Source organism: Streptomyces sp. RK62 (assembly GCF_018070255.1).
Taxonomy (GTDB): Bacteria; Actinomycetota; Actinomycetes; order Streptomycetales; family Streptomycetaceae; genus Streptomyces; species Streptomyces nigra.
In genome coordinates this window covers 39,351-52,295 of sequence record NZ_JAGPYD010000018.1, presented here as the reverse complement: position 1 = coordinate 52,295, position 12,945 = coordinate 39,351, and the positions used below count along the sequence as shown (strand labels likewise).

13 protein-coding genes are annotated in these 12,945 nt (G+C 73.9%); 8 read left to right on the top strand and 5 right to left on the bottom strand.

Annotated elements, in window-relative coordinates:
- Positions 1-36: 36 nt before the first annotated feature.
- The 6 genes from cobM to cobC are packed head-to-tail and all read left to right on the top strand — an operon-like array spanning position 37 to position 6,345.
- Positions 37-855 (top strand): precorrin-4 C(11)-methyltransferase, encoded by an 819-nt coding sequence (cobM, locus tag KBY32_RS30220; RefSeq protein ID WP_055621378.1) that lies wholly within the window; start codon positions 37-39, stop codon positions 853-855.
- A complete protein-coding gene (cbiE, locus tag KBY32_RS30215; RefSeq protein WP_210982341.1) occupies positions 852-2,090 on the top strand; it encodes a precorrin-6y C5,15-methyltransferase (decarboxylating) subunit CbiE in 1,239 nt (412 codons plus the stop codon). Before cobM ends, cbiE begins: the two co-directional genes overlap by 4 nt.
- Complete coding sequence (gene cobJ, locus KBY32_RS30210) at positions 2,087-3,787, top strand: precorrin-3B C(17)-methyltransferase (protein WP_210982340.1); 1,701 nt, start codon at positions 2,087-2,089, stop codon at positions 3,785-3,787. Before cbiE ends, cobJ begins: the two co-directional genes overlap by 4 nt.
- Positions 3,784-4,386 (top strand): precorrin-8X methylmutase, encoded by a 603-nt coding sequence (locus KBY32_RS30205; RefSeq protein WP_055621381.1) that lies wholly within the window; start codon positions 3,784-3,786, stop codon positions 4,384-4,386. Before cobJ ends, KBY32_RS30205 begins: the two co-directional genes overlap by 4 nt.
- Complete coding sequence (locus KBY32_RS30200) at positions 4,383-5,297, top strand: sirohydrochlorin chelatase (protein ID WP_055621382.1); 915 nt, start codon at positions 4,383-4,385, stop codon at positions 5,295-5,297. Before KBY32_RS30205 ends, KBY32_RS30200 begins: the two co-directional genes overlap by 4 nt.
- On the top strand, positions 5,287-6,345 hold the full coding sequence (cobC, locus tag KBY32_RS30195; RefSeq protein ID WP_210982339.1) for an Rv2231c family pyridoxal phosphate-dependent protein CobC: 1,059 nt from the start codon (positions 5,287-5,289) through the stop codon (positions 6,343-6,345). The genes KBY32_RS30200 and cobC overlap by 11 nt, the downstream gene beginning before the upstream one ends.
- A 52-nt stretch (positions 6,346-6,397) precedes the next feature.
- Here cobC and KBY32_RS30190 read toward each other — a convergent pair whose 3' ends face one another.
- Positions 6,398-7,306 carry an SCO1860 family LAETG-anchored protein gene (locus KBY32_RS30190; protein ID WP_210982338.1) on the bottom strand — a complete coding sequence of 303 codons (909 nt, stop codon included), beginning with the start codon at positions 7,304-7,306 and terminating at the stop codon, positions 6,398-6,400.
- A gap of 276 nt (positions 7,307-7,582) precedes the next feature.
- Here KBY32_RS30190 and KBY32_RS30185 point away from each other — a divergent pair, with 276 nt between their 5' ends.
- A complete protein-coding gene (locus tag KBY32_RS30185) occupies positions 7,583-7,978 on the top strand; it encodes a carboxymuconolactone decarboxylase family protein (protein WP_055621385.1) in 396 nt (131 codons plus the stop codon).
- A gap of 4 nt (positions 7,979-7,982) precedes the next feature.
- Here the strand turns inward: KBY32_RS30185 and KBY32_RS30180 are convergent, their stop codons facing one another.
- Genes KBY32_RS30180 through KBY32_RS30165 form a run of 4 tightly spaced genes read right to left on the bottom strand, consistent with a single transcriptional unit; the run spans position 7,983 to position 11,571 of the window.
- On the bottom strand, positions 7,983-9,074 hold the full coding sequence (locus KBY32_RS30180; protein ID WP_115506171.1) for an amidohydrolase family protein: 1,092 nt from the start codon (positions 9,072-9,074) through the stop codon (positions 7,983-7,985).
- Between the two features lie 21 nt (positions 9,075-9,095).
- Positions 9,096-9,890 carry an amino acid ABC transporter ATP-binding protein gene (locus tag KBY32_RS30175; RefSeq protein WP_308293810.1) on the bottom strand — a complete coding sequence of 265 codons (795 nt, stop codon included), beginning with the start codon at positions 9,888-9,890 and terminating at the stop codon, positions 9,096-9,098.
- Positions 9,887-10,720, bottom strand: a complete 834-nt coding sequence (locus KBY32_RS30170) for an amino acid ABC transporter permease (RefSeq protein WP_055621388.1) — start codon at positions 10,718-10,720, stop codon at positions 9,887-9,889. The genes KBY32_RS30175 and KBY32_RS30170 overlap by 4 nt, the downstream gene beginning before the upstream one ends.
- Before the next feature lie 5 nt (positions 10,721-10,725).
- The gene (locus tag KBY32_RS30165) at positions 10,726-11,571 is read right to left on the bottom strand and encodes a basic amino acid ABC transporter substrate-binding protein (protein ID WP_210982337.1); all 846 of its coding nucleotides are present in this window, start codon (positions 11,569-11,571) and stop codon (positions 10,726-10,728) included.
- A 230-nt stretch (positions 11,572-11,801) separates the two neighbouring features.
- On the opposite strand from KBY32_RS30165, the gene KBY32_RS30160 reads away from it, so the two are divergent.
- A complete protein-coding gene (locus KBY32_RS30160; RefSeq protein WP_210982336.1) occupies positions 11,802-12,905 on the top strand; it encodes an aminotransferase class V-fold PLP-dependent enzyme in 1,104 nt (367 codons plus the stop codon).
- Positions 12,906-12,945: the final 40 nt, after the last annotated feature.

The following is a 12,945-nucleotide window of genomic DNA, read 5'->3' as shown; positions in this document are numbered from 1 at the left end:
CCCTTCTGCCACACCCCCTTGAGAGGACCCCACCCCATGGCCGATGCCCGAACCGGCAAGGTGACCTTCGTCGGTGCCGGCCCCGGCGCCGCCGATCTGCTGACGTTCCGTGCCGCCCGCGCCATCGCCGAGGCCGACGTGGTGATCTGGGCGGCCAGCCTGGTCCAGGCGGAGGTCCTCCAGCACGCCCGCGAGGACGCCGAGGTCCTCGACTCGGCGGCGCTGTCCCTGGAGGACGTCGTCGCCGTCTATGAACGGGCCCGCGACGAGGGCCTGAAGGTCGCCCGCATCCACTCCGGGGACCCCGCCCTGTGGGGCGGTACGCAGGAGCAGCTCGACCGGTGCGCCGACCTCGGCCTCACGACCGAGGTGGTGCCGGGTGTGTCAGCGTTCTCCGCCGTGGCCGCCATCGCCCAGCGGGAGCTGACGATCCCCGAGGTCGCCCAGTCCGTGGTGCTGACCCGGCTCGGCGGCGGCAAGACGCCGATGCCGCCCGGCGAGGAGGTCCGCGAGTTCGCCAAGCACGGCACCACCATGGCGGTCTTCCTGTCGGCCGCCCGCAGCGGGCAGCTGGTCCGCGAGCTGCTGGAGGGCGGCTACCCGACGTCCACCCCGGTCGTCGTCGCCTACCAGGCGACCTGGCCGGAGGAGCTGGTCGTGCGGTGCACGGTCGGGACGCTGGAGGAGACCGTGAAGGAGCACAAGCTCTGGAAGCACACGCTCTTCCTGGTCGGCCCGGCCCTGGAGGCGCACGGCACCCGCTCGCACCTGTACCACCCGGGCCACTTCCACGGGTACCGCAAGGCCGACCCGGCGGCCCGCCGGGCGCTGCGCGAGCGGGGGGCCAGTACATGATCACGGTGGTCGGCACGGGGACGGGCGCCCCGCCGCCCGGGGACGTCCTGGCCGGTGCCGAGCTGGTGGTCGGCGGACGGCGCCACCTGGAGGCCGTACGGCTGCCCGCCGCGGCGGAGCGGGTCGTGCTCGGCCCGCTGGCGCCGGCGTTGGACACCATCGCCGCGTACGTCGCGAAGGAGCGCCCCGTCGTCGTGCTCGCCTCGGGTGATCCGGGGTTCTTCGGGATCGCGCGGGTGCTGGCCGAGCGGTTCGGCGCGGAGTGCCTGGACGTACGGCCGGGGGTGTCCTCGGTGGCGACCGCGTTCGCGCGGGCCGGGCTGACCTGGGACGACGCGGTCGTCGTCAGCGCGCACGGGCGGGACGCGCGGACGGCCGTGCGGGTCTGCCGGGCGCATCCGAAGGTGGCCGTGCTGACCGGTCCGGGCGCCGGTCCCGCCGAGCTGGGGGCTGCGCTGGCCCGCGCGGACGCGGACCGGGTGCTGGTCGTCGCGTCGGCGCTGGGGTCCGCCGGTGAGCGGGTCGAGCGGGTGACGCCGGCGGAGGCCGCCGCCCGGGACTGGGGTGCGGCCGTGAACGTCGTGCTGTGTCTCAAGGGCTCCGCCGCTCCGGGTGCCGCGCGCACGGTCGCCGGACCGGAGCGGGGTCCCGCCTCCTGGGCGCTGCCCGAGGACGCGTTCGCGCACCGCGACTCGATGATCACGAAGTTCGAGGTGCGGGCGCTCGCGCTGGCCCGGCTCGGGCCCCGGCTCGGCGACCTGGTGTGGGACGTCGGCGCGGGCTCCGGCTCGGTGGCCGTGGAGTGCGCGCGGCTCGGGGCGGCCGTCACCGCCGTGGAGAAGACCGCGGACGGTGTCGGGCGGATCCGGGACAACGCGGCCGCGCACGGTGTGGACGTCCATGTGGTGCACGGGACGGCACCCGACGTCCTGTCCGAACTGGACGCCCCCGACGCCGTGTTCGTGGGCGGCGGGGGGCGGGAGCTGCCCGCCGTCGTCACCGCGTGCGCCCTCCGGGCTCGGCGGACGGTCGTGGTCGCCATGGCGGCGCTGGACCGGGTGCCTGCCGCGCGGGCGGCGCTCACCGACGCCGGATTCGACTGCGACGGGGTGCTGTTGCAGTCGTCCCGGCTGGCACCGCTGCCCGGGGACGTGACCCGGCTGGCGGCCGCCAATCCGGTTTTCCTGTTGTGGGGCGTCAGAAGCCCCGTGGACGGCAAGGGAGTTGCTCAGTGATCGGCCTCATTTCCGCCACCGCGGCGGGGGCGGCGGCGCGGGACCGGCTGGCCGCGGCGTGGCCGGACCGCACCCGCGTGTACGACGGGCCCGTCGGGGACGCCGTCCGGCGGGCGTTCGGGGAGTGCGGGCAGCTGGTGTGCTTCCTGGCCACGGGCGCGGTCGTCCGGCTCATCGCCCCGCTGCTCGACGACAAGACCGCCGACCCCGGGGTGGTGTGCGTCGACGAGGGCGGGCGGTTCGCCGTGGCGCTGACCGGCGGGCACGGCGGCGGCGCCAACGAACTCGCGTACGAGGTCGGCGAGGTGCTGGGCGCCGAGCCCGTGGTGACGACGGCCACCGACGCCGTGGGGCTGCCCGGTCTGGACACGCTCGGCCTGCCGGTCGAGGGCGATGTCGCCGGGGTGTCGCGGGCGCTGCTGGACGGGGAGCCGGTGGCGCTGCGGGCCGAGGTGGCGTGGCCGCTGCCGCCGCTGCCGGCCGGCACCGAGGGCGCGTACACGGTCCGGGTGACGGACCGGCTGGTGGAGGCTTCGGAGCGCGAGGCCGTGCTGCGCCCGCCGACCCTGGTCGTCGGCGTCGGCGCCTCCCGGGGCGCCCCGGCCGACGAGGTGCTGACGCTCGTACGGGACGCGCTGCGCGACGCCGGGCTGTCCGCCGCGTCCGTCGCCGAACTCGCGACCGTCGACGCGAAGGCCGGCGAGCCCGGCATCGTCGAGGCCGCCGAACGCCTCGGCGTCCCCCTGGTCACCCACGCCCCGGAGCTGCTGGCCACCGTCCCGGTCCCCCACCCCTCCGAGGCGCCGCTGGCCGCCGTCGGCACCCCCTCGGTCGCCGAGGCCGCCGCCCTGGTGCGCGGCGGCGAACTGCTCGTACCGAAGCGGAAGTCCGAACGGGCCGACGGCAGCCCGGCGATGGCGACCTGCGCGGTGGCCCGGCGGCCGGGGCGCGGCCGGCTCGCGGTCGTGGGCCTCGGGCCCGGCGCCCGCGATCTGCTGACCCCACGCGCGAAGGAGGAGCTTCGGCGGGCCTCGGTGCTCGTCGGTCTCGACCAGTACGTCGACCAGATCCGCGATCTGCTGCGGCCCGGCACCCGTGTGCTCGAGTCCGGCCTCGGCGCGGAGGAGGAGCGGGCCCGCACGGCGGTCGCGGAGGCCCGCGAGGGGCACGCCGTCGCCCTCATCGGCAGCGGGGACGCGGGCGTGTACGCCATGGCCTCCCCCGCGCTGGCCGAGGCGTCCGACGACATCGACGTGATCGGCGTCCCCGGGGTGACGGCGGCCCTCGCGGCGGCCGCGGTCCTCGGCGCCCCGCTCGGCCACGACCATGTGTCGATCAGCCTCTCCGACCTGCACACCCCGTGGGAGGTCATCGAGCGGCGGGTCCGGGCCGCCGCCGAGGCCGACCTCGTCGTCACCTTCTACAACCCGCGCTCGCGCGGCCGGAACTGGCAGCTCCCCGAGGCGCTCACGATCCTCGCGAAGCACCGCACGCCCACCACACCGGTCGGCGTCGTGCGCAACGCGTCCCGGCCCGACGAGTCCGCCCGGCTCACCACGCTGGGCGGCCTGGACCCGGCGACGGTCGACATGATGACGGTCGTCACGGTCGGCAACACCGCCACCCGGGAGGTCGCCGGACGCATGGTGACCCCGCGCGGCTACCGCTGGCAGAGCGCTCAGGAGGGTCCGAGGTGAACCGTGTCGTCCACCCCATCGAGGAGGAGTCCTACCGGCGGATGCGCGCTCGGCTGGACACCTCGCACCTGCCGCCGCTGACCCGGGCCGTCGTCGAGCGGGTCGTGCACTCCGCCGCCGATCTCGACTACGCCGCCGACCTCGTCCTGGACGAGCCGGTCCTGGAGCGGGCGCACGCCGCGCTGCACGCCGGGGCCCCCGTCGTCACGGACGTCGAGATGGTGGCGGCCGGGATCACCCGCCGGGAGACCGTCTGCCGGATCAGGGACGCCCGGTCCGGGCCCGGACTGACCCGGTCCGCGCACGCCGTCCGGCTGGCGTACGAGCAGGTCGGCGCCGGCGCGATCTGGGTGATCGGCAACGCGCCGACCGCCCTGGAGGAGCTGCTGACGCTGGACGCCCGGCCCGCGCTCGTCATCGGGCTGCCCGTCGGGTTCGTCGGTGCCGTCGAGTCCAAGGCCGCGCTGCGCGCGAGCGGGCTGCCCGCCGTCAGCAACGTGTCCGAGAAGGGCGGTTCGGCGGTCGCCTCGGCCGCGCTCAACGCCCTGCTGTACCACCCCGTTCCACCCTTCCCTTCATCGTCCGAGGAGACATCGTGACCCCCTCCCCGCCCGCCCTGCTCATCGCCGGCCACGGCACCCGGGACGAGGCCGGAGCCGAGGCGTTCCGCGCCTTCGTCCGGGAACTGGGGGACCGGCACCCCGAACTGCCCGTCGCGGGCGGCTTCATCGAGCTGTCCCCGCCACCGCTCGGCGACGCCGTGACCGGCCTCGTCGAACGCGGGGTGCGGCGGTTCGCCGCCGTGCCGCTGATGCTGGTGTCGGCCGGGCACGCCAAGGGCGACATCCCGGCGGCGCTGGCCCGCGAGAAGGAACGGCACCCCGGGATCACGTACACCTACGGCCGTCCGCTCGGCCCGCACCCGTCGCTGCTGCGGGTCCTGGAGCGGCGGCTCGACGAGGCGCTCGGCACGGCGGACGGCCGCGAGGACGTCACCGTGCTGCTGGTGGGGCGCGGCTCCACCGACCCGGACGCCAACGCCGAGGTGCACAAGGCGGCCCGGCTGCTGTGGGAGGGCCGCGGCTACGCCGGGGTGGAGACGGCGTTCGTGTCGCTGGCCGCGCCGGACGTGCCGGGCGGCCTCGACCGGTGCGCGCGGCTCGGGGCCCGCAGGATCGTCGTGCTGCCGTACTTCCTGTTCACCGGGATCCTCCCGGACCGGGTGCGGCGGCAGACCGAGGAGTGGGCGGCGGCGCACCCGGACGTCGAGGTGCGCTCGGCGGACGTCATCGGCCCGGAGCCCGAGCTGCTCGACCTGGTGTGGGAGCGGTACGAGGAGGCGGTGCGCGGCGATCTGCGGATGAACTGCGACTCGTGCGTGTACCGGATCGCGCTGCCCGGCTTCGAGGACAAGGTGGGTCTGCCGCAGCAGCCGCACTTCCACCCGGACGACGACGGGCACCACCACGGGCACGGGCATCACCACGGCGGTCACGCGCATGCGCACTGACGGCGGCCACGATCTGCGGCACCACGGCGACGCCGAGGTCCGCGACGACGGCTCGGCGCTGGTCGACCTCGCGGTGAACGTCCGCGCGGACACCCCGCCGGACTGGCTGCGGGAGCGGATCGCCGGGACGCTGGGCTCGCTCGCCGCCTACCCGGACGGGCGGGCCGCGCGGACGGCGGTGGCGGCCCGGCACGGGCTGCCGGCCGAGCGGGTGCTGCTGACGGCGGGCGCGGCGGAGGCGTTCGTGCTGCTCGCGCGTGCGCTGAAGGTGAGCCGGCCGGTCGTGGTGCACCCCCAGTTCACCGAGCCGGAGGCGGCGCTGGTGGACGCCGGGCACACCGTGGGCCGGGTCCTGCTGCGGGCGGAGGACGGCTTCCGGCTCGACCCGGCGGCCGTCCCCGAGGACGCCGACCTGGTGGTGATCGGCAATCCGACGAACCCGACGTCGGTGCTGCACCCGGCGGCCACGATCGCCGCGCTCGCCCGGCCCGGGCGGACCCTGGTCGTGGACGAGGCGTTCATGGACGTCGTGCCGGGCGAGCGGGAGGCGCTGGCGGGGCGGACCGATGTGCCGGGCCTGGTGGTGCTGCGCAGCCTCACCAAGACATGGGGGCTGGCCGGGCTGCGGATCGGCTACGTCCTCGCCGCCCCGGAGACCGTCGCCGCGCTGGAGCGGGCCCAGCCGCTGTGGCCGGTGTCCACACCGGCGCTGGCCGCCGCCGAGGCGTGTGTGTCGCCGCGCGCCCTGACGGAGGCGGCGCGGGCCGCCGAGCGCGTCGCCGCCGACCGGGCCCATCTGCTCGCCGGACTGGAGGCGTTCGCCCCGGTCGGGCTTCGGGTCGCCGGTCCTGCCGAGGCCTCGTTCGTCCTCGTCCGGCTGCCGGACGCGACGGCGGTACGCGGTGCGCTGCGCGCCCAGGGGTACGCCGTCCGCCGCGGCGACACGTTTCCCGGCCTGGACGCGGAGTGGCTCCGCCTGGCGGTCCGGGACCGCGCCACGACGGACGGCTTCCTCCGCGCCCTGAGCCGGGTGCTGGCCTCGGCGTGACAGGGCCCCCGGGCACGGCGTCCCGGGGGCCCGTTCAGGCGTGTGGCGTCCGTCAGTCGCGGCCGCGCTTCGCCAGGGCCACGGCGCCGCCGCCCGCGAGGAGCAGGGCCACCGCGCCGCCCGCGAGGTACGGCGTCATGGAGTTGCCGCCGGTCTCGGCGAGGCCCTCGTCGGCCTTCTCGCCCTGCGGCTCGATCTCACCGGCGGGCTCGGTGCCCGGGGCGGCCTCCTCCTCGGGGGCGGCCGGGGTCTCGCAGGTGGCCTTGGCCAGGGTGAGGGTGCCCTCGACCTCGGCCACGTTGAGCTTCAGCGGATTGACGGAGACCTTGAGCTCAAGGGCGGTGGCGGCGGCCGTCCGCGAGGTCTGCTCGGTCCTGGAGTAGTCGAGGCGCACCTCGCCGACGCCCGGGACCTCGACCTGGGTGGTGCCGCCCGCGGTGAGCTTGACCTTCTTGCCGAGGACGGTGACGTCGCCCAGCAGATTGGACGTGGCGGTCGGCTTCTCCCCCGCCACGCAGGTCGCCTTGGAGGTGACCTGGCCGACCTCGATGAGCGACAGCAGGGGCAGGCCGGGGACATGGACCTTGGCGCGGGCCAGCTCGGTGAAGCCCTCGGCGCGGCCGTCCTCGACGGTGGCGCTCGCCTTGGCGACGTCGGCCTTGACGACGCTGAAGGGCGCGCCGCCGTCGACGCCGTCGAGGCGGGCCGTCAGTGCCGTCTTCTCCGCGCTCCGCGGAGCCTGCACCTCGTTGAGGGACACCGCGAGCGGGACGTTCACGGTCTTGTTGAGCAGGGAGACGTCGAGGCCGGTGCGCAGGACGACGGCGCTCGCCCGGCCCTCGTCCTCGGTCGCCTGGGCCGGGCCCGCGGCGCCGAGGACCGCCGGGCCGGCGGCGAGGGCGGTGGCCGTCGCGAGGGTGGCGAACCGGCGTGCGGGCATGCGGAATTTCTTGCCGTTCAAGGTGGGGACCCCCAGAGAAAACGTGCTCGGGACTCGGCAACAATCGCGCACCTCGGGTCGGCAGTCAGCGTTCCGCCGCCACTTCACTCCAACGTGACTTTCCCGTGAACCTTTTCGAATCCGGCGGCACGGGTGTTCCCCGAAGTCACCTCCGTACCCTCATCCGGGCGAGCGCCCGCGTGAACACGGGGCGTCGGCGGCGCGGTACGCGTCACCCGGGGCCGTTCCCGTCGTTACGCTGCGTCGACCGGCTCACCGGAACGAGAGGAAGCGCAGATGTCCGACCAGGAGCGGGACTACTCCGCCGCGCTGGGCACGGCCGAGCGGCTGCTCGGCATGCCTCTGGAGCGCTTCCTCGATCCCGGCGAGGGCGAGCCCGCCAACGCGGCGGACTTCAAGCGCCTGGCCACCGTCCACACCTTCGGCGACGCGTGGCCGCGCACCGAGGTCCTCGACACGCGCACCCGGGCGCTGGTGTCGGTGACGATCGCCGCGACGCTGGGCACCCTGGAACCGCTGCGCGGACAGCTGCGCATCGCGCTCAACAGCGGGGTCACCCCGGAGGAGATCGTCGAGGCGTTCATCCACATCGAGGCGTACGCCGGTGCCGCGCGGGCCTTCGAGGGCTACGGCGTGGCGCGGGAGGTCTTCGCCGAGGCGGCGTCGGGCTGAGCCGTCAGCCGACGACGCGGCCGTTCAGGACGATGCGGCGGGGGTCCGCGAGGACCCGGACGTCGGCGCGGGGATCCGTCTCGTAGACGACGAGGTCGGCCGCGGCACCCTCCTCCAGTCCGGGCCGGCCGAGCCAGGCGCGGGCCGCCCAGGTCGTCGCCGCGAGGGCGTCGACGGCGGACAGGCCGGCGGTGACCAGCTCCGCGACCTCGGCGGCCACCAGGCCGTGCGGCAGGGTGCCGCCCGCGTCGGTGCCGACGAAGACGGGGATGCCGGCGTCGTGGGCGTTGCGGACCGTGTCGTAGCGGCGTTCGTACAGCCGGCGCATATGGGCCGACCAGCGGGGGAACTTGGCCTCGCCGCCGTCGGCGAGCTTCGGGAAGGTCGCGATGTTGACGAGGGTCGGCACGATCGCCACGCCGTGCCCGGCGAACAGCGGGATCAGCTCGTCGGTGAGGCCGGTGGCGTGCTCGACGCAGTCGATGCCGGACTCCACGAGGTCCCGCAGAGAGTCCTCGGCGAAGCAGTGCGCGGTGACCCGGGCGCCCAGCCGGTGCGCCTCGGCGATGCCCGCCTCGACGGCCTCGCGCGGCCAGGTGGGCGCCAGGTCCCCGAGGTCGCGGTCGATCCAGTCGCCGACCAGCTTGACCCAGCCGTCGCCGCGCCGGGCCTCCTGGCCGACGTAGGCGACCAGGTCCTCGGGTTCGATCTCGTGCGCGAAGCCGCGGATGTAACGGCGGGTGCGGGCGATGTGCCGGCCGGCCCGGATGATCTTCGGCAGGTCCTCGCGGTCGTCGATCCAGCGGGTGTCGGAGGGCGAGCCGGCGTCCCGGACCAGCAGGGTGCCGGTGTCGCGGTCGGTGAGGGCCTGCTTCTCGGCGGTACCGGCGTCGACGGGGCCGTGCGGACCGAGTCCGACGTGGCAGTGGGCGTCGACCAGGCCGGGCAGCGCCCAGCCCTCGACGGTGCGTACGTCGCGGGCGCCGGCCGGACGGTCGTAGGTGATCCGTCCGCCGACGACCCACAGCTCGTCCCGGACGTCGTCCGGACCGGCGAGGACCCGGCCCCTCACGTGCAGCACCGCGCGTTCGCTCATGCCCTGCACCTTAGTGAGCGGCTACTCGGTCTTGCCCACCTGGTCCTGGACACCTTCCTCGACGTCGGCCATCGCCGGGTCGAGGAGGCGGGAGAGGAAGTGGCGGGTGCGTTCGTGGCGCGGGTTGCCGATGACCTCGTCGGGGGTGCCGTCCTCGACGATCACACCGCCGTCCATGAAGACGACCCGGTCGGCGACCTCGCGGGCGAACGTCATCTCATGGGTGACGACCATCATCGTCATGCCCTCGTCGGCGAGCATCCGCATGACGGCGAGCACGTCCCCGACGAGTTCGGGGTCCAGCGCGGACGTCGGCTCGTCGAAGAGCATGACCTGCGGGCCCATGGCGAGGGCGCGGGCGATGGCGACGCGCTGCTGCTGGCCGCCGGAGAGGGAGGCCGGGTAGGCGCCGGCCTTCTCGGCCAGTCCGACGCGCGCCAGGTTCTCGGCGGCGACCTTCGCGGCGGCCTCCTTGCCCCGGCGCAGCACCCGGCGCTGCGGCAGGGTGAGGTTCTCGGTCACCGTGAGGTGCGGGAACAGGTTGAACTGCTGGAAGACCATGCCGATCCGGCGGCGTACGGCGTCGATGTCGACGTCCGGGTCGGTGAGCTCGGCGCCGCCGACGAAGACCTGGCCCTTGGTGGGCTCCTCCAGCAGGTTCACACAGCGCAGCAGCGTCGACTTGCCCGAGCCGGACGGGCCGATGACGCACACCACCTCGCCCTGCCGGATCTCCAGGTCGATGCCGCGCAGCACCTCGTTGTCGTCGAAGGACTTGTGCAGGTCGCGGACCTGGATCTCTGCCGTGGTACTCACTTGACGGCCTCCTGGGCCTTGGCCTCCATACGGCGGACGACGAAGCCGAGCGGGATCGTGATCAGCAGGTAGCACAGGCCCGCGACCAGGATCGGTGTGGAGTTGGCGGTCTGGCTGGCGAGGTCGCGGCCGAACTTGGACAGCTCCCGCTCCTCCAGGGTCACACCGAGGAACAGCACCAGCGAGGAGTCCTTGAACAGCAGGACGAGTTCGTTGGTGAGCGGCGGCAGGATGATCCGGAACGCCTGCGGGATGATGATGGAGATCATCGCGCGGGCGGGCGAGAAGCCGAGCGAGCGCGCGGCCTCCATCTGGCCCTTGGGGACGGCCTGGATGCCGGCCCTGATGGTCTCCGCCATGTACGCGGCGGCGACCAGTCCGAGGGCGAGCGCGACCTTGCCGTAGGTGCCGCCGGGGATCTCCGTGCCGGGGAAGGCCAGGGGCACGGCGACGCCGATGAAGATGAAGATCAGCAGGGCGGGCAGGCCGCGGAAGATCTCGATGTAGACGCCGGCCAGCCAGCGGTAGGGCCCGACGGACGACAGCCGCATCAGCGCGATCACCATGCCGAGCACGAGTCCGACGACGAAGCCGGACACGGTGTAGAGCACGGTGTTCTTCAGCGCGAGGGTGATGACCTCCGGGAACATCTCCCGGGCGATCGAGCCTTGCGCGAACTGGTTCTTCAGCCGGTCCCAGTCGGCCGCGACCGCGAAGGCGATCACGGCCGCGACGAAGACGACGTACTGGACGCCGCGCGACAGACTGCGCTTCTGGCGCCGGGTCAGGCCCTTCTTCTTCGGCTGGAGGGGTACTTCCGCGTCGCTCATCGGGGTCAGGCGGCGGGCGACGGGGAGGAGGCGGACTCGTCGTACGGGCCGATCCACTTCTCGTACAGCTTCTTGTAGGTGCCGTCGGCCTTGGCCTCGGCGAGCGCCTTGTTGATCGCGGCGAGGAGCTTGGTGTTGCCCTTCTTCACCGTGAAGCCGTACTGCTCGCCGGTGTTGATCTGCTCGGCGACCTCGAAGGCGTCGGCGTTGGCCTTGTCCTTCAGCCAGCCCTGGACGACCGGGTAGTCGATGACGACGGCCTCGACCTGGCCGGTGCGCAGACCGTTGATGACGGCGTCGGAGGACTCGAAGGAGACCGGGTCGAGGCCCTTGCTCTTGGCGTAGTCCTCGCCGGTGGTCTGGGCCTGGGCGCCGACCTTCTTGCCCTTGAGGTCCGCGAAGGAGGAGATGCCGCTCTTCTTGTCGACCAGGACGGCCTGGGTGGCCTCGAAGTACGGGTCGGAGAAGTCGACGTTCTTCTTGCGCTCGTCGGTGATCGTCATGCCGGCGGCGGCGAGGTCGCACTCGCCGGAGTTCAGGAAGGCGCCGGTCTTGAAGTTCTCGAAGGGCGTGTCGAGGATCGCCTGCTTCACCCCGAGGTCGTCCGCCACCAGGTCGATGAGGGAGACGTCGAAGCCCTGCACCTTGCCGTCGATCTCGGACTGGAAGGGCGGGTACGGCAGATGGGTGCAGGTGGTGAGCTGGCCCGCCTTGACGAGCTCGACACCGCCGGCCGCGGTCTTGGTGCCGCTGCCGCCGTCGTCGGAGGAGCAGCCGGCCACGAGCACCAGCCCGGCCGTCGCGGTGGTGGCGGCCAGAACGCGGGTCCGGCGCCCGAAGGTCGTCTTCACGGGGGGAGCCTCCTGTGGGGGAACTGAGAGTTCCGATTATAAGGAGAGGTTTGAGGTCCTCAAACCAAACCGATGGTCCAAGGGCCGTTCGACCTGAGAAGTGGGGAGCGGACAGGGCTGTGCCCGGGTGGGGCCCAGGGTGTAGATGTGCCCGTACGCGACGGGATTACGCTCGTGGGGTCGGCTTCGGAGTGAAGAACCGGAGCGCACAGAGCGAAGAGAGTTCCGCCGTGACCCACCCCTTCCTGGATCTGGCCCCGCTGAGCGCCGCCCGTTTCGCCGCGGTGGAGGACCGTGTGGCACGGCTGCTCGGGACCCGGCAGGACGTCGTGATCATGCAGGGCGAGGCGCTGCTGCCGCTGGAGGGCGCCATCCGGGGGACGGCCGGTCCGGGCACGACCGCGCTGAACGTGATCACGGGCCCGTACGGGCAGACCTTCGGCGACTGGCTGCGGGACTGCGGCGCCCGGGTGATCGATCTGGCGGTGCCGTTCCACACGGCCGTCACGGCGGAGCAGGTCCGGGAGGCCTTCGCGGAGCACCCGGAGATCGACTTCGTGTCCCTGGTGCACGCGGAGGCGGCCACCGGCAACACCAACCCGGTCGCGGAGATCGGCGAGGTGGTGCGGGAGCACGGGGCGCTGTTCTATCTGGACGCGGTGGCGTCGATCGGGGCCGAGCCGGTGCTGCCGGACGCGTGGGGCGTGGACCTGTGCGTGATCGGGGCGCAGAAGGCGATGGGCGGACCGGCCGGGGTGTCGGCGGTGTCGGTGAGCGAGCGGGCGTGGGCCCGGATGGCGGCGAACCCGGGGGCGCCGCGCCGGTCGTATCTGTCGCTCCTCGACTGGAAGGAGCGGTGGATCGACGGCGGCCGCAGGACGCTGCTGCACGCGCCGGCGCAGCTGGAGATGCTGGCGCTGGAGGCGTGTGTGGAGCGGATCGAGGCGGACGGCCTGGACACGGTGATGGCCCGGCACCGCGCGGCGGCGCTGGCCACCCGGGCGGGGGCCGTGGCGCTGGGCGGCGGCCTGGAGCCGTATGTGCACGACGTGCGGGACGCGGCTCCGGTGGCGACGACGCTGCGGACACCGGCCGGCGTCGAGGCGTCGGAGGTGGTGGCCCGCGCGCTGGCGTCGGATCCGGCGCTGCCGCTGGCGGCCGGGGGCGGGGCGCTGGCCAAGGAGATGATCCGGGTCAACCACTACGGGACGGACGCCACGGCGGGGGTGGTCCGCGGCAGCCTGGCGGCGCTGGGGGCCGCGCTGGCGCAGAAGGGGCCGGCGGTGGATGTGGAGGCGGCTCTGCGGGCCGTGGACGACATCTTTGCGGCCTGAATTCCGGGTAATTCTCGAATTCTTTATCAGGGGTAGCTTT

Bases quoted from the DNA above. Each gene is read 5' to 3' on its own strand.
- KBY32_RS30180 (WP_115506171.1), bottom strand. From the start codon at position 9,074: ATGAGCGAACGCGCGGTGCTGCACGTGAGGGGCCGGGTCCTCGCCGGT.
- cobC (WP_210982339.1), top strand. From the start codon at position 5,287: ATGCGCACTGACGGCGGCCACGATCTGCGGCACCACGGCGACGCCGAG.
- KBY32_RS30170 (WP_055621388.1), bottom strand. From the start codon at position 10,720: ATGAGCGACGCGGAAGTACCCCTCCAGCCGAAGAAGAAGGGCCTGACC.
- KBY32_RS30185 (WP_055621385.1), top strand. From the start codon at position 7,583: ATGTCCGACCAGGAGCGGGACTACTCCGCCGCGCTGGGCACGGCCGAG.
- cbiE (WP_210982341.1), top strand. From the start codon at position 852: ATGATCACGGTGGTCGGCACGGGGACGGGCGCCCCGCCGCCCGGGGAC.
- cobM (WP_055621378.1), top strand. From the start codon at position 37: ATGGCCGATGCCCGAACCGGCAAGGTGACCTTCGTCGGTGCCGGCCCC.